The 21,847-nt window shown below is 69.3% G+C and carries 19 protein-coding genes and 1 pseudogene; 15 read left to right on the top strand and 5 right to left on the bottom strand.

Going from position 1 to position 21,847, the window contains the following annotated elements; genetic code table 11:
- The first annotated feature begins 22 nt into the window (after positions 1-22).
- From HZ992_RS04835 to HZ992_RS04845, 3 genes are all read left to right on the top strand, one after another.
- Complete coding sequence (locus HZ992_RS04835) at positions 23-307, top strand: hypothetical protein (protein WP_209385555.1); 285 nt, start codon at positions 23-25, stop codon at positions 305-307.
- Between the two features lie 223 nt (positions 308-530).
- On the top strand, positions 531-740 hold the full coding sequence (locus HZ992_RS04840) for a cold-shock protein (protein WP_209385556.1): 210 nt from the start codon (positions 531-533) through the stop codon (positions 738-740).
- Positions 741-786: 46 nt separating this feature from the next.
- Positions 787-2,124 carry a cation:proton antiporter gene (locus HZ992_RS04845; RefSeq protein ID WP_209385557.1) on the top strand — a complete coding sequence of 446 codons (1,338 nt, stop codon included), beginning with the start codon at positions 787-789 and terminating at the stop codon, positions 2,122-2,124.
- 138 nt (positions 2,125-2,262) lie between these two features.
- On the opposite strand, the gene HZ992_RS04850 is transcribed toward HZ992_RS04845, so the two are convergent.
- Complete coding sequence (locus HZ992_RS04850; protein WP_209385558.1) at positions 2,263-3,762, bottom strand: metallophosphoesterase family protein; 1,500 nt, start codon at positions 3,760-3,762, stop codon at positions 2,263-2,265.
- Positions 3,763-4,479: 717 nt separating this feature from the next.
- Here HZ992_RS04850 and HZ992_RS04855 point away from each other — a divergent pair.
- Genes HZ992_RS04855 through HZ992_RS04880 form a run of 6 tightly spaced genes read left to right on the top strand, consistent with a single transcriptional unit; the run spans position 4,480 to position 10,274 of the window.
- Positions 4,480-5,103 carry a hypothetical protein gene (locus tag HZ992_RS04855; RefSeq protein WP_209385559.1) on the top strand — a complete coding sequence of 208 codons (624 nt, stop codon included), beginning with the start codon at positions 4,480-4,482 and terminating at the stop codon, positions 5,101-5,103.
- A 22-nt stretch (positions 5,104-5,125) separates the two neighbouring features.
- The gene (locus HZ992_RS04860) at positions 5,126-5,752 is read left to right on the top strand and encodes a hypothetical protein (protein WP_209385560.1); all 627 of its coding nucleotides are present in this window, start codon (positions 5,126-5,128) and stop codon (positions 5,750-5,752) included.
- Between the two features lies 1 nt (position 5,753).
- Entirely contained in the window at positions 5,754-7,004 is a 1,251-nt protein-coding gene (locus tag HZ992_RS04865; RefSeq protein ID WP_209385561.1) for a hypothetical protein, read from the top strand.
- A gap of 28 nt (positions 7,005-7,032) precedes the next feature.
- Entirely contained in the window at positions 7,033-8,604 is a 1,572-nt protein-coding gene (locus HZ992_RS04870; protein ID WP_209385562.1) for a hypothetical protein, read from the top strand.
- A gap of 23 nt (positions 8,605-8,627) precedes the next feature.
- Entirely contained in the window at positions 8,628-9,479 is an 852-nt protein-coding gene (locus tag HZ992_RS04875) for a hypothetical protein (RefSeq protein ID WP_209385563.1), read from the top strand.
- Positions 9,480-9,488: 9 nt separating this feature from the next.
- Positions 9,489-10,274, top strand: coding sequence for an amidohydrolase family protein (locus HZ992_RS04880; protein ID WP_209385564.1), 786 nt, complete (start codon positions 9,489-9,491; stop codon positions 10,272-10,274).
- Here the strand turns inward: HZ992_RS04880 and HZ992_RS04885 are convergent.
- The 4 genes from HZ992_RS04885 to HZ992_RS04900 all read right to left on the bottom strand — a co-directional run bounded on the left by HZ992_RS04885 (position 10,204) and on the right by HZ992_RS04900 (position 15,452).
- A complete protein-coding gene (locus HZ992_RS04885; RefSeq protein WP_209385565.1) occupies positions 10,204-11,634 on the bottom strand; it encodes a sigma 54-interacting transcriptional regulator in 1,431 nt (476 codons plus the stop codon). The genes HZ992_RS04880 and HZ992_RS04885 overlap by 71 nt on opposite strands.
- 505 nt (positions 11,635-12,139) lie before the next feature.
- The gene (gene fumC / locus HZ992_RS04890) at positions 12,140-13,528 is read right to left on the bottom strand and encodes a class II fumarate hydratase (protein WP_209385566.1); all 1,389 of its coding nucleotides are present in this window, start codon (positions 13,526-13,528) and stop codon (positions 12,140-12,142) included.
- Between the two features lie 71 nt (positions 13,529-13,599).
- Complete coding sequence (locus HZ992_RS04895; RefSeq protein ID WP_209385567.1) at positions 13,600-14,430, bottom strand: urease accessory protein UreD; 831 nt, start codon at positions 14,428-14,430, stop codon at positions 13,600-13,602.
- A gap of 62 nt (positions 14,431-14,492) precedes the next feature.
- On the bottom strand, positions 14,493-15,452 hold the full coding sequence (locus HZ992_RS04900) for an AraC-like ligand-binding domain-containing protein (RefSeq protein ID WP_209385568.1): 960 nt from the start codon (positions 15,450-15,452) through the stop codon (positions 14,493-14,495).
- Between the two features lie 238 nt (positions 15,453-15,690).
- Here HZ992_RS04900 and HZ992_RS04905 point away from each other — a divergent pair, with 238 nt between their 5' ends.
- The 6 genes and pseudogenes from HZ992_RS04905 (at position 15,691) to HZ992_RS04925 (ending at position 21,721) form a co-directional block, all read left to right on the top strand.
- Entirely contained in the window at positions 15,691-16,884 is a 1,194-nt protein-coding gene (locus tag HZ992_RS04905; protein WP_209385569.1) for an amino acid ABC transporter substrate-binding protein, read from the top strand.
- A 13-nt stretch (positions 16,885-16,897) separates the two neighbouring features.
- On the top strand, positions 16,898-17,776 hold the full coding sequence (locus HZ992_RS04910) for a branched-chain amino acid ABC transporter permease (RefSeq protein ID WP_209385570.1): 879 nt from the start codon (positions 16,898-16,900) through the stop codon (positions 17,774-17,776).
- Positions 17,773-18,744: a branched-chain amino acid ABC transporter permease gene (locus tag HZ992_RS04915; protein ID WP_209385571.1), complete on the top strand. Its 972-nt coding sequence runs from the start codon at positions 17,773-17,775 to the stop codon at positions 18,742-18,744. The genes HZ992_RS04910 and HZ992_RS04915 overlap by 4 nt, the downstream gene beginning before the upstream one ends.
- On the top strand, positions 18,741-19,487 hold the full coding sequence (locus HZ992_RS04920; protein WP_245213354.1) for an ABC transporter ATP-binding protein: 747 nt from the start codon (positions 18,741-18,743) through the stop codon (positions 19,485-19,487). The genes HZ992_RS04915 and HZ992_RS04920 overlap by 4 nt, the downstream gene beginning before the upstream one ends.
- Before the next feature lie 17 nt (positions 19,488-19,504).
- A pseudogene (locus tag HZ992_RS25645) lies at positions 19,505-19,993 on the top strand (ABC transporter ATP-binding protein); the annotation flags it as partial.
- Between the two features lie 273 nt (positions 19,994-20,266).
- A complete protein-coding gene (locus HZ992_RS04925) occupies positions 20,267-21,721 on the top strand; it encodes an aldehyde dehydrogenase (RefSeq protein ID WP_245213466.1) in 1,455 nt (484 codons plus the stop codon).
- The last annotated feature ends 126 nt before the right edge of the window (positions 21,722-21,847 follow it).

A 21,847-nucleotide genomic window follows, 5' to 3' on the forward strand; every position in this document is an offset into this window, starting at 1 on the left:
GGGCCCAGGCGGAGGAGCCCCCATGAAGAACCTGCAGGAAGCGACCGAGAAGATCTGCGAGCTCAAGGGCAGCCTGCTCGTGCTCGACACTCTGCTGATGTCGCTGGTCCAGGTGCTGCCGCCGGAAACACGCGCCGCGCTGCGACAGCGTTTCGAGGCGCACGCCGAGATTGCGCGCACCGTGCTGCTGCACGCGCCGATCTCCGAGCACACCATCGGCACTTTCGACCACGAGGCCAGCCGCACGCTGGCCATCGTCGGCCACGCATTGCCACCGCCACCGCCGCCGGCCGAACGCGTCGTCTGAGGCGTACCGCTGCGCGGCGCAAGGAGATCGCCGCAGGGCGCCAGCGCTCAAAGGCGTACATTCGGACTTGTAGGTATACGCAAGACCCAGTTTCTTGAGGTCTCTTCGACGCCTCGCCCCACCCCGGGCCGAGTGCCGGAACTCCCCAGCCGACTTCCTTGAGTGTTTCTGCATGCGCGCGGCATGTCGCCGCCGCATCCCACAGGCCTTCAGAGGAAATCTCATGGCAACCCAGACCGGCACCGTGAAATGGTTCAACAACGACAAGGGCTTCGGCTTCATCGCCCAGGATGACGGCGGCAAGGACATCTTCGCTCACGTGAGCGAGATCGTCGGCGACGGCTACAAGACCCTGGCCGAAAGCCAGCGCGTCGAGTACGACGTCGGCCAGGGCGCCAAGGGCCCGCAGGCCACGCGCATCCGCTCGATCTGACGCGCAGCCTCTCCCCGCTGCAGCGCCTGCGCGCCGGGCCACGGCCATGTCGCTAGCCGAGTGGGCGCTTTCCATCGGCGCGCTGCTGGTCACCATGGTGCTGGCCGGCACGCTGCTGGGCCGCCTGCCGCTGAGCAGCGCGATGGTGTATCTCGCGCTGGGCTGGCTGCTCGGGCCGGACGTGGCCGACGTGCTGCGGCCCGATCCGGTGCCGAACGCCGAACTGCTCGGCTGGCTCGCCGAGGCAGGCCTGCTCATCTCGCTGTTCGCTGTCGGTTTGCGGCTGGGCGTGCCGCTGCGCGACCGGCGCTGGCGGCTGCCCCTGCGGTTGGCCTTCGTGTCGATGGCGGCGATGGTGGCGATGGTCGCGGCACTCGGCGTGTGGCTGCTCGGGCTGCCGCTCGGCGCGGCCGTGCTGCTGGGTGCGATCCTCGCGCCGACCGACCCGGTGCTCGCCGCCGGCGTGCTGACCGACGACCCCGACAAGCCCGACCGATTCGGCTTCAGCCTGGCCGCCGAAGGCGGGCTCAACGACGGCGCGGCCTTCCCTTTCGTGTTGCTCGGCCTCGGCCTGCTTGGCCTGCACCCGCTGGGCGAGGGCCTGCTGCGCTGGTGGAGCGTAGATCTGCTGTGGTCGACGCTGGGCGGCATCGCCATCGGCGCGGCGCTCGGCCTGGCCACCGGCAGGCTCGTCGTCTACCTGCGCAGCCGGCACGACGAGGCGGTGGGGCTCGACGAGTTCCTCGGCCTGGGCCTGGTCGGCATGGCCTACGGCATCGCGCAGCTGTGCCTGGCCTCGGGCTTCCTCGCCGTCTTTGCGGCCGGTCTGGCGCTGCATCGTGTGCGCGAGCGTCCGCAGCCGCACACGCGGCCGCTGAAGGCTGCCGACGATCTGCAGGGCCACCCGTACGCCACGCTGGCCACGCATTCGCACCACGCCAGCGCGACCATGCGCGACTCGGTGCTGGGTTTCAACGAGCAGCTCGAGCGCCTGGCCGAAATGGTGCTGGTGCTGGTGCTCGGCGCGATGCTGTCGTATGCACGGCCGCTGCCCGCCGTGTGGTGGTTCGTGCCGGTGGCGATGCTGCTGCTGCGGCCGCTGTCGGTGGTGCTGGCCACGGTGGGCGAGGGGTTGACGCTGCCGCAGCGCGCGCTGATCGGCTGGTTCGGCATCCGCGGCATCGGCTCGCTGTTCTACCTGCTGTTCGCGCTGCAGTTCGGCCTGGCCGGCGACGTCGCGGACACGCTGGTGTCGCTGACCCTGTGGACGGTGGCGGCCTCGATCGTCGCCCACGGCCTGACGGCCCAGCCGCTGACGGGCCGCTACTTCGCTTGGCGGGCACGCAAGCGGGCGGCGCGTGCCGGGCGCAGTCCGGGGGCGTGACGAGGTCGGCGTTCGAAGCTCGGACTGCCCACCACTTGCCCCTGGAGTGCCGAGGTCGAGTTCCAGCCTTGAGGTCGTGTGTCGCAGCCGTTGGTTGCGGTCGGGACTGTTGAGGCCCCGACGTTGGACGCAACCCTGTCAACTCAGGTGCACGACGGAGCTGGCGAGGTTCCGGAATCCCCCCTGATGTCCGTCATCCGAATACATTGCGACCGATACGCGACGCGTGAGAGGGTCGACAGTCAGCACGTTATAGGAAAGAGGCTTGTTCTCGGCCCCGAGGGAAGTGCCGCAACCCACGATTGCCGGCTCCGAGGCTCGGCCTGGCCGCAAACGTTGCAGATGCTTGTGGCCGTGCAGCACCACGCTGATCTCCAGGCGGCTGCACCAGGTCATGAACCGTTCGGCATCTACAAGGCCGAGCAAGGATTCCTGATCCAGAAGGCCGCCCTCTATCAGGGGCTGAACCAGCAGATCGTCATGTCGGCTGTAGCTCCTGGGATGGTGGTGCAAAACGGCCACGCGGCGATAGGCCCTCGCTGCCGGCTCACGGGCGCAAAGGGCTTCGAATTCGTGAGCCACGTCATCCAGTTGCGCTTGCGAGAGCTCTCCGCGCGCAGAACTGCCGTCGCGTGACGAATCCAGGCAAAGGAAGCTGCACATCAGATCGTCATCTGCCACGGCCCTGTGCCATGCCAGGTCGGCGACGGCGCGCTTGTTGTCTCCCAGAAAGCCGAGTCTGTTGCCGCGCCAACGCTGGTCGTGGTTGCCGGGCACGACGATCACGTCTTTGCCAACCTGGGTGGACAACCAACGCCGGAACTCCTTGAACTCTGCAAAGTCGTCGTCATCCGCGTCGCGGGGCGTATCGATCAGGTCGCCGGTGATCACGACGCGTGAGACGTCGTGGGACTCCGCCATCACGCCCTCTCGGAGGTAGTCCAGATTTCGCCGCGACGCAGGGGTGCCGAAGTGGAGATCGCTCAGGTGAAGGAGTCGCCTCGAGCGCTTCCTCGGACGATGCGACTGCAGTATTCGGTCGATCGCGTCGAGCCCTCCTTCAAAGTGCGTTTCGAGCTGCGAATACAAGTTCATCACGTCGCCGAGTCCTGCGAACGCCGCCGCGCCGCTGCTCGACCAGAACAACACGCCCGGCCACTGCTCGATGTAGTTGCACAGGAGTTCCACTGCCGGCATGGGATCAACGATGGTGCGACTCCACCGGTCATCGTAGACATCGGGAATCAGTACCAAAGCATGCTTTCCTGACGCGGCAGCCATGTAGTGGAGTGCAGCGTCGAGCTTGTGCGTGTCCAGGCTGCCGTGTCCGCCGCCCGTCGGCAGGGCGAAGAGCATGTGGCTCTCGAACAAGATCCGCACCGGCGCGGTGATCGCAGCGAGGCGCGCTGGCTCGAGCAGGAAGTTCGACTCGTTTCGGCCTAGGCGCTGCAGTGACTCCTCGGCAGCGACCGCGAGCTGGGCACGGCCTTCCGGTGTCCAGGTCCGAGTCTGGCCCTCGTTGGCAACGTTGCCCAGGAACTGGCGAAGGGGCCAAGCTTCCACGCGCGGGACACGCGTCGTCCTTGTTGTGAGGTACACGGCAAGGTTAACGAACTTGACTGGGAACACGAAGCACATGTCGAACTCCAACAAGCTGCCATGGCCAGCATTCGAATGCTCGGTATAGCGTTCGTCACTCCCTAGTCGATGTGGGTACGGCGGCATTCGCCGCTCGCACGGGGACGGAGGCAGAACCTGAAGTGATTGACTGCCGTTGCGCGACTGCCACTTCAAGGTCGCGCCAAGGCCTGCGGTTCGCACCCGATCTGAATCGAACGAGTGCGGCCCAGGAGCGTCGGCTGCCTGACGCGACCTGAGGCAGATCCACAGGTGGCCTGACTCTGCGCCCGAGACCTGCCGTTGTGCGGACAGGCCTGCTCTTGAACCTCGCCGCCATGGACGTTGCACGCGGCCACAGGCAAAGGCGCCTCGACGTTGACCGACAGGAGCTGATTGGCACGCCCGAGATTCTTTCGCCCTTGCCTGCCCGGCCAGTCGGGTGTCGTCGAGTACCTTCTCGCGCCTGACCTCAGCCGGCGCGTGGCCCGATGCCTTGCAGCAAGAGTCGGCGAACGCGAGCGTTGTCGCTCCGGCGGATTCATGCCATGCCACGTGCTGCTGATTCCGAGGTCAGCAGTTGCAGGGCGAACAGCGGTTCGCCCGTATGACATCCGCCGGTGCCGATGCGAACCGCAGTTCGCGTTGCCGGCCCGAGAAGGCCCGTTTCCAGGGGATTCAGAGATGGCACGGTGATTGCGAAACGAGGCCTGTCCAACCTGTTGCGAGGAGATGCCCATGCGATTCCCGAACCTTGATTCCGAGTTCGAGGCGAGCTCAGCGTTCGAGGCGAGTGGCGACGAATTCGAGTCATCGCCGCTGGCTGGCGAGAGCGATTCCGAACAGATGCAGCTCGCCGCTGAACTCCTCGGCGTGTCCAGCGAAGGGGAGCTCGAGGAGTTCCTCGGCGGGCTGATCAGCAAGGCCGTCGGTCTGGGCTCCAGCTTCCTGAAGAGCTCCGCCGGGCAGCAGCTCGGCGGGCTGCTCAAGTCGGCCGCGAAGAAGGCTCTGCCCCAGGTGGGTCAGGCGATCGGCGGCCACTTCGGCGGCGCCACCGGCGCTCGCTTCGGCGGTCAGGTCGCCGCGGGTGCCGGCCGCCTGCTCGGCCTGGAACTCGAGGGTCTCAGCAACGAGGACAGCGAGTTCGAGATGGCGCGGCAGTTCGTGCGCTTCGCGCAGGGCGCCGCGCAGCGCCTGCCCGGCCGCGGCAGCAGCGCCGCCGACGCGCGAAGCGCCTACGTCGAATCGGCGCGCGAGAACGCACCTGGCCTGCTGCCGGGCACGCGCATCGGTTCGCCGCTGTCCAGCTTTCCCAGCACCGGCCGCTGGGTGCGGCGCGGCCGGACCATCACCCTCATGTGAATCCACCACCAGGAGAAGCGACATGCACAACCTCGACCGCGTGCTCGGCCCGCAGCAGATGTTCAACGAGATGGAGTACGAGACCGGCCCGTTCGGCGCCGAGTTCGAGAGCGATGGTGAAGGCGCCATGCTCAACGAGGAGGCTCTGGCCGCCGAGCTGCTCACCGTCAGCAACGAGGAGGAGCTGGAGCAGTTCCTCGGGGGCCTGATCAAGAAGGCCGCCTCGGGCATCTCGAGCTTCGCCAAGTCGTCAGCTGGCAAGGCCCTCGGCGGCGTGCTCAAGCAGGTAGCCAAGACCGCGCTGCCCACGGTGGGCGGTGCGCTCGGCTCGCTGATCCCGATCCCCGGCGTCGGCACGGCCGTCGGCACGATGGCGGGCAAAGCGCTTGCCAGTGCGCTCGAGTTCGAGACCGGGCTGAGTGCCGAGGACCGCGAGTTCGAGGTTGCCAAGCAGGTCGTCCGCCTGGCCACCGATGCCGCGCGCACCGCCGCGCAGGCACCGGCCGGCGCCAACCCCGCCGCGGTGGCCATGCAGGCCGTCAAGACGGCCATGCAGGGCGCCGCCGGGGCCGGCACCGCAGCAGGCGGACAGGCGCAAAGCGGGCGCTGGGTGCGCCGTGGCCGCCACATCGTGCTGCTCGGGGTGTGAGATGGCGCTGTCGGTGTTCGCGGCCCGCCTGCTCGAGCAGGAAGTGGCCGGCCTGATCGGCCGGCTGCAGCAGGTGCGCCCCTTCGCGCTGCACGAGACCATGGTGCCGGCGGCATTGCCGTCGCACCGCGCATTGCGCGACATCGACCTCCACCTCGACAGCGGCCGCCGCTCACTGATCGCACTGGCGCGGCGCTTCGTGCGCTGGCTCGCCGGCGGCCGTGCGAGCCGCCACAGCGCTGCCGCGGTGTACCGGCTGTACGTGTTCCTGCGCCTGCGCGTGAACCTCGAGCTCACCAAGTTCGACCTGTTCGCCGACGCCATCACCCAGCGCAGCGAAGCCGGGACCGGTGTGCTGCTCGCCGGCCTGGATGCGCTGGCGCACGACGCGCTGAACATGCCGCACACCGCGCTGGCCGCCCCGCCACTGCTGTGCTACCTCGACCGCGGCATTGGCGCGGCGATCCGCCGCGCCCGCACGCGCCTGCCCGGCGGCGGCGAGAACCCGGTGGCGATCATCCGCGTGCCGCGCGAACGCATGGTCGGCCTAGGCATCGCCTCGTCGCTGGTGCACGAAGCCGGTCACCAGGGCGCTGCGCTGCTCGATCTGGTGCCGCTGCTGCGCCGCGCGATGGAGCCGAACCTGAGCGCCGCCCGCGCCCGCAGCCCCTGGCAGTGCTGGTACCGCTGGATCTCCGAGATCGTCGCCGACCTCTGGTCGGTGTCGCGGCTCGGCGTGGCATCGACGCTGGGATTGATGAACGTGGTGAGCCTGCCTCGCGTGTTCGTCTTCCGTGCGAACCTCGACGATCCGCACCCGACTCCCTGGGTGCGCGTGTTGATCAGCGTCGAGATCGGCCGGCAGATCTATCCGCATGCGCAATGGGACCGGCTGCTCGATCTCTGGCTGGCCAGCTACCCGCCGCCGAGCCATGGCCCGCAGGCCGCCATCGTGCGCGAGCTCGCCGCCCACGTGCCGGACTTCGTGACCTGGCTGCTGCGCCAGCATGCGGGCGTGCCCGCGCAGCCGATCGGCCGGCTGCTGGTCGACCCCGAGCTCGACGCGCGACGCCTGGACGAACACGTCGAGCAGTGGTCCCGCCGCCCGGGCCACCTGCATCGCTTACGGCCCTGCCAGGCTTTCGCCGTGGCCGGCTACTGCAAGCTCGTCCGCGCCCGCCTGCCGGTGCCGGAGATCGAGCTCTTCTCATCATTGCTGACGCGCTGGGCCCAGGCCGAGCGCACCTCGTGATCGTTGAACCGTTCCAAGGAGATCGAACATGGCTACCCGTGATTCCCGCGACACGCGCAAGACCCCCGTGCCCGAGAAGCTGGCCGAGGCCAAGCCCCATACGCCGGAAGGCGCGCTGCGCCATGGCCAGGGCGGCTGCTCGCCATGCGACGGGCCGATCGAGGTGACGCTGTCCGCGCGCCCGCCGGTAGACACCGAGCAGGCAGAGATCAACACGCTGATCCGCTACCAGACGCAACTGGCTAGCTTCAACGAGTACAAGAAGTTCATGGACGCGCTGACGAACACGGCACCGAACCAGGTGCCTCCTGCAGCCGAGGCGTCGGAGGACACCGGTCCCGATCTGCGCCGCGCGGATCCTCGGCAGCGCATGTTCAACCGCTTCGGTAACGGCACAAATCTGTTCAAGATCCACGGCACGGTGCCCTACGAGTTGCTGCGCTTGGCTACTGAACTGTGGCTGCTGACGCGCTGCGGGCCAGCCTGCAGCGACTTCGCGGAAGACCCGGCCAAGGAGGGACTCCTGCTCGCCGATCACTACGCCGCCGATGCGACACGTTGGGGAATCGATGCGGCTGAACTGCAGTCCCGCGTCGAGGAGTACATCGACAAGTTCGTCTCGCCGGGTGCGGCAACGCCGTACCTGAGCCTGATCGTCAACCAGCTGCTGCCAACGCTGCCTCCACCCGACCGCCTCGGCAATGCCTACCGCGGCCGCTGGGAGTGCCCGAGCATGATCGAGCTGATCTGGTCTTACTGGCACGAGGAAGGCGCGCAGTGCCAGGCCATGAACGCGATCGCGCTGCGCTTCCAGAACCGCAAAAGCCGGCCAGGGCGCGACCCGCTGGCCAATCTGGCGATCGACCCGCTGCGCCCGGCGCAGAACCTGCTGTGGGGCTGGGTGGAAGCCTCGTACAAGCGGCTCACCGTCGAACGCCGCGCCTACGAGTACGACCACCACTACGGCCTGACGCTGCTCGGCAAGGCGGTGCCGCAGCTATTGTCGGCAGACAGTCGCTCGAAGTTCCTCGAGGCCTTCCACTCGCTGCTGCACATCGCGCACCTGTACTACGTGGAGCGTGCTGACACCACGCGCATCCCCGACGGCTTCCCGCTGCTCAACGCGCTGCGCCACGTGCACCTGATCCTGGCCGAGGGCGCGCACAACCAGTACGGCGACCTGCCCTGGACCAGCCGCGTCGAGATGCTGATCGAACAGTGGTTCTTGGCGCGGCCGGAGATCCGCGAGTTCCTGCGCGGCCGCGCGATGGTGCCCTACCACGAGGCATGGATGGGCCAGGTGGACACGATGAAGAAGCTTCAGGGCTGGAGCGACGTGACGGTGACGCACTTCCACGAGCTGGCCACCACCGGCGAGGCGGTGCTGCTGTCGGTGCGCCACGGCCCCTGGGCCACCACCAATGACCAGGAGGAAGCCAAGACCTGGGCCGACTACTGGCGTCCCGAGATTCAGCGCTACATCTACGCCTACAAGGCCGCCACCGGTGCCGACTTGACGATCGAGCCTGTCAATACCGTGATGCCGGCGCGGCTGCTGCAGGCGCGCCTGGCGCGGCAGCAGGCGGCCGTGGCGTACTGAGGTGACGCGGAAGGAGCGGGACGATGGACACGTTGCGCGAGGTGGTGATCGACGAGGCGCGCTGGCCGCGGATGTTCGCGAAGTTGCGGCGGGCGGGGATGTATTCGAGTTGTGGGTGCGCGGGCTGCGGGGGTTGCCAGGCGGCGGCACAGCGCTTCGTGCGGGGTATTGCGCGCGGGGCACGCTACGTCGGAGCCTGGGGTGGTAGACCGCAGGGCGGGCCGCTGTCCGTGTTCCGCAGCATCCTCGCACCGCGTCCGATGAACGTGCTCGTCGGCGGCGACGCCGCTGCTCCGGCGGTCATCGACATCTCGATTGACCCGATCGCGCTAGGCGAAGGCGTCGAAGAGCACGAAGATCCCACGTGGCGCGCGGCGATCGCGTCGCGTGCGTGGCGCGCCGGCGCGGCGCCGCGGCTGTCAGCGATCCCGGAAAAAATTCCGGGCCACCCGCAGAGCAGGTGGCAAGGCCCGGTGTCATTCCTCGACATCTCGCGTGCTGGACCGAACCTCGATCGAGTGCTGCCGCCGAAACGCGGCCTGTACCTGATCGTCTGGCCGCACGGGGCGTACCTGGGACTGTCCGCGCAGCACAAGGGCATCCAGGCTCGCGTGCTCGACCACCTCAAGGAGTACTACGGGTTCAGCTTCGGACCACTCAGCAACGAACAGCGCAGTCAGTTCCGCGTCTACTGGCTCGATATGCACAACCACGGCAAGCCGGCAATCACCGCAATGGAGCGGTCGTACCTTAACAGCATCATCCGGCGCCCGCTTGCCGAGGAACCCCGGGCCACGCCCGAGCGGCGCGCAGCCTACGGCCTTATCGGCTTCCGCAACCGCAAGGAGCTGGAGGCCGGGCTCGACACGGCGTGACGGCCGCCAATGCTCATCGACTGCCACTGCCACGCCGGCCCCGGCGATGGACTCACCGGCCCGTGGGACACGCGCGCCGATCTCGGCGCCTACTTGCGCCGCTGCCGCTCGGCGGGCATCGATCGCAGCGTGGTGTTCGCCGCGCTGCAGCGCGACTACCGCGCCGGCAACGCCGCGGTGGCTCGCCTGGTCGCACTCGATCCGCAACGCCTCATCGGCTTCGTCTTCCTCGACGCCCGCATGCCACGCGAGGCAATGCGCGAGCAGTTGGAACGCTACGTCGGCGGCCAGGGCTTCGCCGGCATCAAGCTGCACCGGCACGACGCTCCGATCTCGCGCGCGGTGTGCGAACTCGCCGCCGAGTTCGGCGTGCCGGTGCTCTACGACCTCGCCGGCGAGGTGGCCACGCTCGAACTGTTCGCACCCGAGTATCGCGAGGTCGACTTCATCATCCCCCACCTGGGCAGCTTTGCCGACGACTGGAAGGCGCAGCTGACCCTGATCGACCACCTGCAGCGACACCCCAACGTCTTTGCCGACACCGCCGGCGTGCGCCGCTTCGACCTGCTCGTCGAAGCGGTGCGCCGCGCCGGCCCGGAGAAGATTCTGTTCGGCTCCGACGGGCCGTGGCTGCACCCGGCCGTCGAACTGGCGAAGATCCGCGCGATCGGGCTGCCCGATCGGGACTTCGCGCTGATCGGCGGCGGCAATCTGATGCGGCTGCTCAGCCGTCGCGCTGGCCGGGCGCGGTCTCGCTCTGCCGCCGCTGGCGCTTCTGCAGCGCCCGGTCGGTGACGCCAAGCCGGCGTGCGGCGCGGCCGACCTGCCCGCCTTCCATCGCTCGCGCCAGACGGATCGCGATCTCGCCAGCGCGCTCTTCGATGTCCGCGAGGCCGAGACCATCTTCCAGCCAGCGGCGCACGACATCCTCTGCTTCGGCGCCTGCCGAGACCTCGTCCGCGCTCCCGTATTCGATCAGCCCGGCTTGCACCAGCCAGGCCCGCGGCAGGCAGCCGACAGAGACGGGCCCTTTCTCCGCGCCATGCGCCGCCGCCGCCCGCCGCATCAGCTGGCGCAGCTCGCGCACGTTGCCGGCAAACGGCGCCGCCTCGAGCAAAGTCTGCATCAGTGCGTCAGGTCCCTCGCTGCAGCCGCATTCGGCGAGAAAGCGTCGGGCCAATGGGAGGATGTCGCCGCGCCGCTCGCGAAGCGTGGGCAACTGAACCACGCTGGCGGCCATGCGGTAGTAGAGGTCGGCGCGGAAGCTCCCTTGCGCGACAGCCGCCTCGAGATCGCGATGGGTCGCGCAGACGAGGCGGAAGTCTGCCGCTTGCCAGTGCGTGCCGCCCACGCTCTTGTACTTGCCTTCCTGCAGCACTCGCAGCAGCTGGGCCTGCACGGCGAGCGGCAGTTCGCCCACCTCGTCAAGAAACAGGGTCCCGCCGTCGGCAGCCGCCACGGCGCCCCGGCGAGCGCCCACGGCGCCGGTGAAGGAGCCGCGCTCGTGGCCGAACAGTTCGCTGGCCGCCAGCTCGGGCGAGAGCGTGGTGCAGTCGACGACGACCAGCTCGCCACGGCCACATTGTTCGTCCAGCGTGTGGACGAGGCGCGCGAGCAGTTCCTTGCCTGTGCCGGTTTCCCCCAGAAGCAGCACCGGGGCGCGCGACCCGTGCGTGGCAAGCACTACCTCGCGCAGTGCGGCACGCCAAGTCGCGCTGTGCCCGCACAAGTTGTCCTGGACTAGCGGGGTGTCGAGCAATTGCTCGATCCGGGCTTCGCGGCACGCACGTTCGGCAACGGCCGCGAGCATCTCGCCAATCGGCCTGCCGCAACGCAGATCGGTCGCCGCGCAGGCGAGCACCTCCAGTGCACGCCGCACCGGGGGAACCTCGCAGCACACCAGCACGCGCCCGCCCACGGGCAGCGGTCCGAGGCTGGCCAGCGCCGCCAAACCTGTCGGATCGACGCGCGAAACCACCATCACATCGACCGGCTGCTGGTCAGCTGTCTCGACGATCTTCAGCTGCTCGTGAGCGCGCGCCGCGGAACGTGCCGCCTCCCGTTGAGCCGGCGACAGTCGAGCATCGAGCGCGACTCGGAGCCGGTGCTGTGCCTCCACTCGCAGACTCCCGCCCGGCGTTTGGCGCTTGGACATCGCGCCTTGCGACGCCGGGAGCGGGATGATGTTGCCGCAACGCAGCGAGGCCCATCCCTAGCGATCGACTTGCAATTCTGCGATGCCGTGCACAACGATGCCAGCGTGGGTTCGCGGAAACGCCGATGCAACAGGTTACATCGTTAAGGTGGCGCCTACAGTCACCTTGAAGTCACCTCAACCGCATGGCGCGAACCTGCGGCCGATGGCACCAGCTTCGGCTTCCACGCTGCCGGCAGATCCAAGCTTCAGTGGGCTGCACATAAGCGAACTGCCGGCGACCATGGTCAATCGTGAGTGGGCTCATGGTCTCGCCATGCGGGCGGGCATGGTGAAGCTCGCCACGGCGGATGCAAGGGCTTGTGCGCGATGGCGTTGAACGGCGGTTGGCGCCAGACCTTGAAGCAGACGGTCGCAGACGACCGCTCCTGGCCGCGAGCCCCTACTCGTCCCCGCCACGAGCCGACTCGTTGGCAGGAGACCGGTACCCGTCTCCGCGCAACGCTCAGCGCGGCCCGAGCATCTGCCGCGCGTCGACCCAGGCATCGAAATCCACGCCGCTGACGCCGCCCACCGCCAGCGCCGCGTCGCGCAGCGCGAGGCCATGCCGGTGCGCGTGCTTGGCGATGGCGGCCGCGCGGTCGTAGCCGATGTGCGGCACCAGCGCGGTCACCAGCATCAGCGATCGCTCGAGCAGTTCCTGAGTGCGCGCCTCGTTCACCGTGATGCCCGCCACGCAGTGCTGCGCAAAGCTGGCCATCGCATCGGCGAGCAGCCGGATGCTGTCGAGAACGTCCAGCGCAATCAGCGGCTTGTAGACATTCAGTTCGAACTGGCCCTGGCTGGCCGCGATGCCGATGGCCACGTCGTGCCCGATCACCTGGGCGCACACCATGGAGAGCGCCTCCACCTGCGTGGGGTTGACCTTGCCCGGCATGATCGAACTGCCCGGTTCGTTCTCCGGCAGCTGCAGTTCGCCCAGCCCGGCGCGCGGGCCGCTGCCCATCAGGCGGATGTCGTTGCCGATCTTGGTCAGCGCGATGGCGAGCAGCCGCAGCGCGCCGTGCAGGCCGACCAGCGCTTCGTGGCCGGCCATCGCCGCGAAGCGGTTGGGCGCGACGACGAAAGGCTCGCCCAGCCGCGATGCGAGCGCCGCAGCGACGCGCGCGCCGAACTCGGGGTGCGTGTTCAGCCCGGTGCCCACGGCCGTGCCGCCGATGGCCAGCGCGTGCACGGCCGGCAGCGCCTGGCGCAGCGCGGCTTCGGCGAGTTCGAGCTGCGCGTCGTAGCCGCCGAACTCCTGGCCCAGCGTCACCGGCGTGGCGTCCTGCAGGTGGGTGCGGCCGATCTTCAGCGTCTGCGCGAAGGCCGCGCCCTTCGCCTGTAGCGCCAGGCGCAAGGCACCGAGCGAGCCGAACAAGGAACGCATCTGAAGCACCGCGGCGACGTGCATCGCGGTCGGGAACACGTCGTTGGACGACTGACCTCGGTTCACCTCGTCGTTCGGGTGAACGATGCGGTCCGCCCCCAGCCCGCCGCCGAGTGCCAGCGAAGCAAGGCTGGCGATCACTTCGTTGGCGTTCATGTTGCTCTGCGTGCCGGAGCCGGTCTGCCACACCGACAGCGGGAATTCAGCGTCGAACTCCCCGGCCGCCACGCGCGCCGCCGCGTCGGCGATGGCCTGGGCGCGTGCAGGTTCGAGCAGGCCGAGCGCGCCGTTCACCTCTGCGGCCGCCCGCTTCACCTCGGCCAGCGCGTGCACGATGGCGCGGGGCATACGCTGCTCGCCGATGGCGAAGAAGTGCAGGCTGCGCGCGGTCTGCGCGCCCCACAGCGCGGTGGCGGGCACCTCGATGGGCCCGAAGCTGTCGGTTTCGGTGCGGGTGGTGGCCATGCGGTTCGCGCGGGCGTTCGCCAGGTTGTTGCCCAGGGGCGTCGGCCGATTGTGCGCCGCGCTACGGCGGCTCAGGTCGTCCAGATGCGCGGCTGCACCCCGTCCAGGCCCCAGGCGACGCGACGCCAGCGGTTGCGCACGTCCTTGAACAGCGCCATCAACGGCTCCACGCGTGGCGCCAGTGCACGCAGCACCACCACCTCGTCGTGCGGCGCCGTGGCGCCGGCACTGCGCGCGAGTTCGTGGCCTTCGCAGGCGGCGCGCGCAGCGTCGAGCAGCTCGTCACGCCGGGCGTCCGTCATGGCGTGGCCGGCGGCCAGCCACAGCGTGCCCATCACGCGGTGCCCCGCCAGGCCGAGCGGCGAGTCGAGCAGGCTGTGGTCGTCGGCGGCGATCATGCCGCGCTCGAGCCAGCGGCCGGGCAGCTCGATGCTCTGCAGGTAGCGGCCACGCTCGAAGGGCTGGTCGGCGGCCGGCAGGCCGAGCGCGAGCACGTCCCAGCCGATCGTTTCGGCGCCAGGCTCGAGTTCGAAGCGCAGCAGGTTCTCGCCCTCGCAACCGCTGTAGGCAATGGTCTCCAGCGGCAGCCACTCGAGCCGCGTGCCGGCCGCCGCGCGCACGCGCAGGCGCTGCACCGCCGCCGCGCCGCTGCTGCGGTAGAAGCGCGCCGCGCCGGGGGTGGTGATCACCGCGTGGGCGCCTTCGGCCAGCGAGACATCGATGTCCAGCGTGTCGCCGCCCACCATGCCGCCGGGCGGATGCACGAGCACGTGGTGGCAGATGCCCGGGCCTTCCGGGTACAGGCGCTGCAGCACGCGCAGCGGGCCGTCGTGGCGGTCGTGGGCTTGCGTGGTGTCCCCGTCGCGGCGGTAGTCGAGGGTGAGGTGGCCGTGCCAGCCCATGGGCGGTCGAGTTGAAGTGGCCCGGCAGTGTAGCCAGGGCCGCGGCCTGCGCAGAGGCGCCGTCAGGCGCCGGCGGCGCCGCGCCGGTAGTCGCTGGGCGGCAGGCCCAGGTGGCTGCGGAACACGCGGCTGAAGTGCGCCATGTTCGAGAAGCCGAAGTCGAAGGCGATGTCGGTGATCGAGCGGTGCGCCTGCGTGCGATCGTCGAAGCAGCGGCGGCAGGCCTCGAGCCGGCGCCGCAGGATGTAGCCGGCCACGCCGTCGGGTTCGTCCGCGAAGGCGTTGTAGAGCTGGCGGCGACTGCAGTTCAGCGCCAGCGCGATGCCGTCCACGGTGAGCTGCGGGTCGCCCAGGTGCTCGCCCACATGCTGCTTGATGCGCTCGCGCAGCGCCTCGCGCTGCGTCACCGCGGTGCCGATGCCGGCCAGGTCGAGCATCGACAGGTGCACGAGCTGCGTGATCGCGTCGCCCACGCCGCGTGCGCCCGTCTCCGACATGCCGGGCAGCTCGCGGTAGGCGTTGCGCATGGTCTCCAGCGCGATGCGCGCCACGCCACCGCTGCCGCCCAGGCGGCGCGCCATCAGCGGGTCGAGCGCGATGCCGCGTTCGACGATGCGGTCTTTCGGCACCATCACGATCAGGTGCTCCACGCGCACCGGGTTGGCCACCGCGTAGCTGTCGGTGGTGTCGTAGATGCTCCACTGGTCGGGTGTCACCCAGGCCTCGCGGCCCTTCTGCTCGACGCCGGCGCAGCCCACCCAGGGCGCGACGATCTTCAGGTAGCCGACCTCCGACTGCCGCACCAGCGACGATGAGCGCATCACGCGGTGGCGGTTCGCCTCCAGGCGCGTCAGCACGACGTCGCCGGCGCGCACGGTGGCCATGCGGCCGTCGAAGCCGGTGTCGCCGTAGAGGTCGGAATCGAGGCCGTGGAAGAGGCGGTGGATCCAGTCGGTCCAGAACCCCGGGCGCTCTGCGGCCGCGACCTGGTCGGTGCTCATCGCGCTGACGGGAATGCCCATGGGGTGCCTCGCGGGACGGCCTGACGGTGACCGGTCCGGCAGCGTAGCGGCTCGCCGGAGCCCTCTCAAGCCCCGGGGTGATGGGCGAGGGAAAGCCCTAGCCGGCGTGCACGGATCGTCAAGCGCCGCTGCACGGCGCGCAAAGCCAAGTCGGGCGCGGGTGCGAAGAATCCGCTCCCGTCAGACACCGTCCACCGGCCGGATCGAGCCGGGTTTCTACCCATCACGGAGACAGACCATGAGCACTCGCCGCACCGTCGTCCAGGCCCTCGCCGCCGCCCCTGCCGCGCTGGCCTTTCCCTCGCTCGTGCGCGCCCAGGCCGCGCCGGTGCGAGTGGGTTATGCCATCGCCCGCACCGGCCCGTGGACCACCGGCGCGCAGGTCAGCCAGGAACCCAACTACCTGCTGTGGGCCGAGCAGCAGAACGCCGCGGGCGGACTGAACGTGAAGGGAACGAAGCGGCCCATCGAGCTGATCAGCAGCGACGACCAGAGCAACATCGAGACCTGCGTGCGCACCTACGAGAAGCTGATGGGCAGCGACAAGGTCGACCTGGTCCTGCCGCCCTGGGGCAGCAACGCCAACTTCGCCGTCGCGCCGCTGGCCAACCGCTTCGGCTACCCCTTCCTCGCGCCCACGGCGCTGAGCCGGCGCCTGATCGAGATGAAGCTGCCGTACTTCTTCCTGATGCTGCAGCAGCCCAAGCCGATGATGGATGCGCTGGTCGACATGCTCAAGGCCAGCGGCGCGAAGAGCGCGGCGGTGATCTACGTCGACGACCTGTTCGGCCTGGAGAACTACGCGGCGCTGAAGGTGGCGCTGGCCGGCAGCGGCATCAGCCTGGTCGAGGACAAGAGCTACCCGCTGGGCGTGAAGGACCTCTCGCCGGTGCTGCGCTCGATGAAGGACAAGAACCCCGATGCCTTCATCGGCCTGACCTACCCGCCCGACACCATCCTCGCCAGCAAGCAGGCCAAGGAGGTCGGCTTCAACCCGAAGTTCTTCTACGCCTCGGTGGGCACAGCCTTCCAGCTCTACCGCAACGTGATGCAGGCCGGCGCCGAAGGCGTGCTCGGCATGGGCTCGTGGAACGGCAAGACGAGCGCCGGCGCGAAGGCCTACTTCGACGCGCACGTGAAGAAGTTCGGCGCCGCCAAGGAGCCCGACCGCTGGGCCAGCGGCGCGGCCTGGGCTTCGCTGGAGATCCTGACGGCCGCGGTGGGCAAGGTCGGCCTGGACCGCAAGGCGATCCGCGACTACGTGGCGGGCGGAGAGCACAACACCATCCTCGGCAAGATCAAGTTCGTCGGCAGCGAGAACGTGGGCACGCCGGGGACGGTGAGCCAGTGGCAGAAGGGCGAGTTCGAGGTGGTGTGGCCGAAGGCGAATGCCACGGCGCCGCTGGTGCCGCAGAAGCCCGCGTGGGTCTGAGGACGCACGGGCCGTGACCGCAGGCGCCTGGCTCGAACTCATCGCCTCCGGCCTCATCACCGGAGGCGTGTACGCGCTGGTCGCACTCGGCCTGAACCTGCAGTACGGCCTGATGCGCATCCTCAACATCGCGCACGGCGAGTTCCTGATGGTCGGCGCCTTCCTGACCTGGATGGCCACCACGCAGTTCGGCCTCTCGCCGCTGTTGATGATCCCGGTCGCCTTCGCGCTGCTGATGGCGCTCGGCCTCGGCGTGCACCGGCTGGTGTTCCGCCGCCTCACCCGCACCAGCCCCAACCTCGACGTCTTCGAGGCGCGTGGCCTGATGGTCAGCTTCGGCCTGATGTTCCTGGTGCAGAACTTCGCGCAGATGGCCTGGGGCGGCGACCTGCGCGGCTACGACTTCCTCACCGAGCCGGTGGCCATCGGCTCCGCGCAGTTCGCCGCCAACAAGCTGCTGCTGCTGGCGCTCGCGCTGGCCTTCAGCGCCGCGCTGATCGTCGTGCTGAAGAAGACGCTGTACGGCAAGGGCGTGCGCGCGCTGATGCAGTCGCCCACCGGTGCGCAGCTGGTGGGCATCGACACCGAGCGGCTGCATCCGCTGATGTTCGGCGTCGGCCTGGGCCTGTCGGGCGTGGCCGGCTGCCTGCTGTCGATGACGTACACCATCTCGCCGAGCATGGGCGAGCCCTACACGGTGACGGCGTTGATCGTCATCACGCTCGGCGGCTTCGGCAGCATGAGCGGCGCGCTGGTCGGCGGCCTGGCGCTCGGCGTCATCGAGGCGGTGGGCATGCACTTCACCAGCCCCTCGCTGAAGTCGCTGCTGTCCTACGGCATCTTCATCGCCGTGCTGCTGTGGCGGCCCAACGGCCTGTTTGTCCGCAAATGAACACGAAGCGCGATCTCCTCGTCCTCTTCGCCCTGGCCGGCTGGGCGCTGGCGGTGCCGCACTACGGCAGCGAGTTCGCCGTGTCGATGGCGCTGACCTGCCTGATGTACGCGACCCTGTCGTCGAGCTGGAGCCTGTTCTGCGGCAGCACGCGCTACCTGTCGCTGGCCACCTCGGCCTTCTTCGGCATCGGCGCCTACTGCAGCGCGCTGTCGCTCGAGCAGGTCGGCTGGCTGGGCGCCATCGGCCTGGGCGCGGCCATTGCCGCCGCGGTGGCGGTGGTGATGGGCGCGGCGGTGCTGCACCTGCGCGGCACCTACTTCGCCGTGCTGACCTTCGGCATGACGGAGCTGATCCGCCACGCCATCACCACCTGGGAGAAGCAGGTCACCGGCACCGTGGGCCGCGTGCTCACGGTGGTGCCGGAGCGCGACACCGTCTACCTCACCGTGCTCGGCCTGGCGGTGCTGGCCATCCTCGTCTCCATCCTCGTGCGGCGCAGCCGCTTCGGCCTGGCGATGGCCGGCATCGGCGCCGACGAGCAGCGCGCGCAGACGCTGGGCGTGAACACCCGCCTGGTGAAGATCGGCGGCTTCGCCCTGACCGCGGCCTTCGCCGGTGCGGTCGGAGCGGCGATGAGCGTGCGCTGGACGTACATCGACCCGGCCACCGTGTTCAACCCCTTCATCGGATTCCAGACCGTGCTGATCGCGCTGATCGGCGGCGCCGCCACGTTGTGGGGGCCCCTGCTCGCTGCGGTGGTGTTCAGCCTGCTCGCCGAGACGCTGCGCCTGCAGCTGCCGCAGCTGTACATGATGACGCTGGGCCTGCTGCTGATCCTCTCGGTGCTCTACCTGCCAGGCGGCCTGGCCTCGCTGCGCCGCGAGACCTTCACGATGTGGCGCGACGATGTGCGTGGCTGGTGGCGCGAGCTGCGCCGCGACAAGTCGAAGAAGGTGCCGGCGTGAACGGCCACCCGTTGCTCGAAGCCCGCGGCGTGACGGTGCGCTTCGGCGGCCTGGTCGCGGTCGACAGCGTCAGCGCTGCCTTTGCGCCGGGCGAGCTGGTCGGCATCATCGGCCCCAACGGCGCGGGCAAGACGACCTTCTTCAACGCGCTGTCGGGCGTGATCGAGCCGAGCGAGGGCGAGCTGTTCGCGCTCGGCCAGCGCCTCACCGGCGCGAAGCCGCACCGCTTCGCCCAGCAGGGCATCGCGCGCACCTTCCAGACGCCGCGCGTGTTCGCCGAGCTGAGCGTCGCCGCCAACATCGACTTCGGCCTGCAGTTCGCCGGCCGGCACCGCACGGCCTCGTGGCTGCTGAAGGACGAGACCAGCATCCTCAATCTCATCGGCCTGGCCGCGCAGGCCGCGCTGCCGGCCGCGGCCATCACGCCCAGCCAGCAGCGCCTGCTGGAGATCGGCATGGCGCTGGCCACGCGGCCCAGGCTGCTGCTGCTCGACGAGGTGGCCGCAGGCCTGACCGAATCCGAGATCGAGAGCATGGCCCAGCTGATCCGCCGCCTGCGCGACGACCTGGATTTGTCGGTGATCTGGATCGAGCATGCGGTGACCACGCTGCTGCGCCACGTCGAACGCGTGCTGGTGCTGCACCAGGGCCGCAAGATCGCCGACGGCACGCCGGCGGAGGTGGTGCGCAACGCCGAGGTGGTGGAAGCCTACCTCGGGGATGAAATGGTCGAGGTCGCATGAAGAACGAGGTCGAAGCCATGCTGGAGCGCCGGCTGGCGCACCTGAAGATCGAAGGTCTGAGCGCCGGCTACGGGCCGTTCCTCGTGCTGCGCGACCTGAAGCTTGAGGCGCGCCCCGGCCTCACCGTCATCCTCGGCCCCAACGGCGCGGGCAAGACCACGCTGCTCAAGGCGATCGCCGGCCTGATCCCGCGCGGCGGCATGCTGAAACTCGACGACGAGGAGATCGAGCCCGACGCCAAGACCTCCGACATCGTCCGGCGCGGCATCGCGCTGGTGCCCGAGGGCCGGCAGCTGTTCGCGCAGATGACAGTGGCCGAGAACCTGGAGCTCGGCGGGTGGCTGCTGGGGCCGGAAGAGCGGGCGAAGCGGCTCGAACAGGCCTTCGAGGACTTCCCGAAACTGCGCGAGCGCGCCACGCAGCTCGCCGGCACGATGAGCGGCGGCGAGCAGCAGATGGTGGCGGTGGCGCGCGCCATGATGAGCGCGCCGCGCCTGCTGATGCTCGACGAGCCCTCGCTCGGCCTGGCGCCGAAGATGGTTGACGAGCTGCTTGCCATTGCGCGGCGCATCGCCGACACCGGCACCACCGTGCTGATGGTCGAGCAGAACGTGCGCAAGGCGCTGGCCGTGGCCGACCGCGGCTACGTGCTCGAGCGCGGCCGCCTGGTCGCCAGCGGGCCGGCCTTCCTGCTCGCGCGATCCACCGTCATCCGCCACGCCTACCTGGGCCAGGGCGCTGGCACCACTGCATCCCAAGCTGTTCACAAGGAGCACACCATGTCCGACCTGTCGATGCTGATCAACGGCCTGGCCGTCTCGGCCGAGAAGGGCGCCACCTTCGAGCGCCGCAACCCGCTGGACGGCAGCGTTGCCACGCGCGCGCCCGCCGCGAGCGAGGCCGATGCCGTGGCCGCGGTGGAGGCCGCCGCCGAGGCCTTCAAGACCTGGAGCCAGACCGGCCCCGGCGAACGCCGCGCGCTGCTGCTCAAGGCTGCCGATGCGCTGGAAGCGAAGACGCCGAAGTTCTGCGAGGCCGTGCCCGCCGAGACCGGCGGCACCGCGATGTGGGCCGGCTTCAACGTGATGCTGGCGGCCGGCATGATCCGCGAGGCGGCGTCGCTGACCACGCAGATCAGCGGCGAGGTGATTCCGTCCGACGTGCCCGGCTCGCTGGCCATGGGCATCCGGCAGCCGGCCGGCGTGGTGCTGGGCATCGCGCCGTGGAACGCGCCGATCATCCTGGGCGTGCGTGCCATCGCCACGCCGCTGGCCTGCGGCAACACGGTGATCCTCAAGGGCAGCGAGAACTGCCCGCGCACGCACCAGCTCATCATCGAGGCCTTCCAGGACGCCGGCTTCCCGGCCGGCGTGGTGAACTACCTCACCAACGCGCCGGCCGATGCCGGCAAGGTGGTCGAGGCGATGGTGGCGCACCCGGCGGTGCGGCGCGTCAACTTCACCGGCAGCACGCGCGTGGGGCGGATCATCGCGATGACCTGCGCGAAGTACCTCAAGCCGGTGGTGCTGGAGCTCGGCGGCAAGGCGCCGCTGGTGATCCTCGACGACGCCGACATCGACGACGCGGTGAACGCGGCGGCCTTCGGCTGCTTCGCCAACTCGGGGCAGATCTGCATGTCGACCGAACGCCTCATCGTCGACGAGAAGATCGCCGATGCCTTCATCGACAAGTTCGTCGGCAAGGCGAGCAAGCTGCCGCTGGGCGACCCGCGCCTGCCTGCGCCGGTGGTGCTGGGCTCTGTGGTGGGCATGGGCACGGTGGAGCACTGCAATGCGCTGATCGACGATGCGCTGGCCAAGGGCGCCAAGCTTCTGTGCGGCGGCAAGGCGAAGGACACGCTGATGCCCGCCACCGTGCTCGACCGCGTGACGCGCGAGATGCGCATCTACCACGAGGAGACCTTCGGCCCGGTGAAGTGCATCGTGCGCGTGAAGGGCGTCGACGCGGCGGTGGATTGCGCCAACGACAACGAATACGGCCTGTCGGCCGCGGTTTTCGGCCGCGACATCGGCCGGGCGATGAACGTGGCGCGGCGCATCGAGTCGGGCATCTGCCACGTCAACGGCCCGACGGTGCACGACGAGGCGCAGATGCCTTTCGGCGGCGTGAAAGGCTCGGGGCTCGGGCGTTTCGGCGGCAAGGCCGGCGTCGCCGAGTTCACGGAACTGCGCTGGATCACGGTGCAGACGACGCCGCGGCACTATCCGTTCTGATCAGTCGCGGCCTGCCGAGTTCGACGGAAGAGATCGGGACTCGCTGCAGCAGCAGCGCTCGACCCATCAGCGACATTCATTACGCCGGCGACGCTGCCGCAAAGCTCTGCCAGGCTCCCTACGAGT

Source organism: Rhizobacter sp. AJA081-3 (assembly GCF_017795745.1).
Classification (GTDB): Bacteria; Pseudomonadota; Gammaproteobacteria; order Burkholderiales; family Burkholderiaceae_C; genus Piscinibacter.

What these genes read in the sequence shown, in the direction of transcription:
- HZ992_RS04835 (WP_209385555.1), top strand. Translation starts at nt 23, where the DNA reads ATGAAGAACCTGCAGGAAGCGACCGAGAAGATCTGCGAGCTCAAGGGC.
- HZ992_RS04840 (WP_209385556.1), top strand. Translation starts at nt 531, where the DNA reads ATGGCAACCCAGACCGGCACCGTGAAATGGTTCAACAACGACAAGGGC.
- HZ992_RS04845 (WP_209385557.1), top strand. Translation starts at nt 787, where the DNA reads ATGTCGCTAGCCGAGTGGGCGCTTTCCATCGGCGCGCTGCTGGTCACC.
- HZ992_RS04850 (WP_209385558.1), bottom strand. Translation starts at nt 3,762, where the DNA reads ATGTGCTTCGTGTTCCCAGTCAAGTTCGTTAACCTTGCCGTGTACCTC.
- HZ992_RS04855 (WP_209385559.1), top strand. Translation starts at nt 4,480, where the DNA reads ATGCGATTCCCGAACCTTGATTCCGAGTTCGAGGCGAGCTCAGCGTTC.
- HZ992_RS04860 (WP_209385560.1), top strand. Translation starts at nt 5,126, where the DNA reads ATGCACAACCTCGACCGCGTGCTCGGCCCGCAGCAGATGTTCAACGAG.
- HZ992_RS04865 (WP_209385561.1), top strand. Translation starts at nt 5,754, where the DNA reads ATGGCGCTGTCGGTGTTCGCGGCCCGCCTGCTCGAGCAGGAAGTGGCC.
- HZ992_RS04870 (WP_209385562.1), top strand. Translation starts at nt 7,033, where the DNA reads ATGGCTACCCGTGATTCCCGCGACACGCGCAAGACCCCCGTGCCCGAG.
- HZ992_RS04875 (WP_209385563.1), top strand. Translation starts at nt 8,628, where the DNA reads ATGGACACGTTGCGCGAGGTGGTGATCGACGAGGCGCGCTGGCCGCGG.
- HZ992_RS04880 (WP_209385564.1), top strand. Translation starts at nt 9,489, where the DNA reads ATGCTCATCGACTGCCACTGCCACGCCGGCCCCGGCGATGGACTCACC.
- HZ992_RS04885 (WP_209385565.1), bottom strand. Translation starts at nt 11,634, where the DNA reads ATGTCCAAGCGCCAAACGCCGGGCGGGAGTCTGCGAGTGGAGGCACAG.
- fumC (WP_209385566.1), bottom strand. Translation starts at nt 13,528, where the DNA reads ATGGCCACCACCCGCACCGAAACCGACAGCTTCGGGCCCATCGAGGTG.
- HZ992_RS04895 (WP_209385567.1), bottom strand. Translation starts at nt 14,430, where the DNA reads ATGGGCTGGCACGGCCACCTCACCCTCGACTACCGCCGCGACGGGGAC.
- HZ992_RS04900 (WP_209385568.1), bottom strand. Translation starts at nt 15,452, where the DNA reads ATGGGCATTCCCGTCAGCGCGATGAGCACCGACCAGGTCGCGGCCGCA.
- HZ992_RS04905 (WP_209385569.1), top strand. Translation starts at nt 15,691, where the DNA reads ATGAGCACTCGCCGCACCGTCGTCCAGGCCCTCGCCGCCGCCCCTGCC.
- HZ992_RS04915 (WP_209385571.1), top strand. Translation starts at nt 17,773, where the DNA reads ATGAACACGAAGCGCGATCTCCTCGTCCTCTTCGCCCTGGCCGGCTGG.
- HZ992_RS04925 (WP_245213466.1), top strand. Translation starts at nt 20,267, where the DNA reads ATGTCCGACCTGTCGATGCTGATCAACGGCCTGGCCGTCTCGGCCGAG.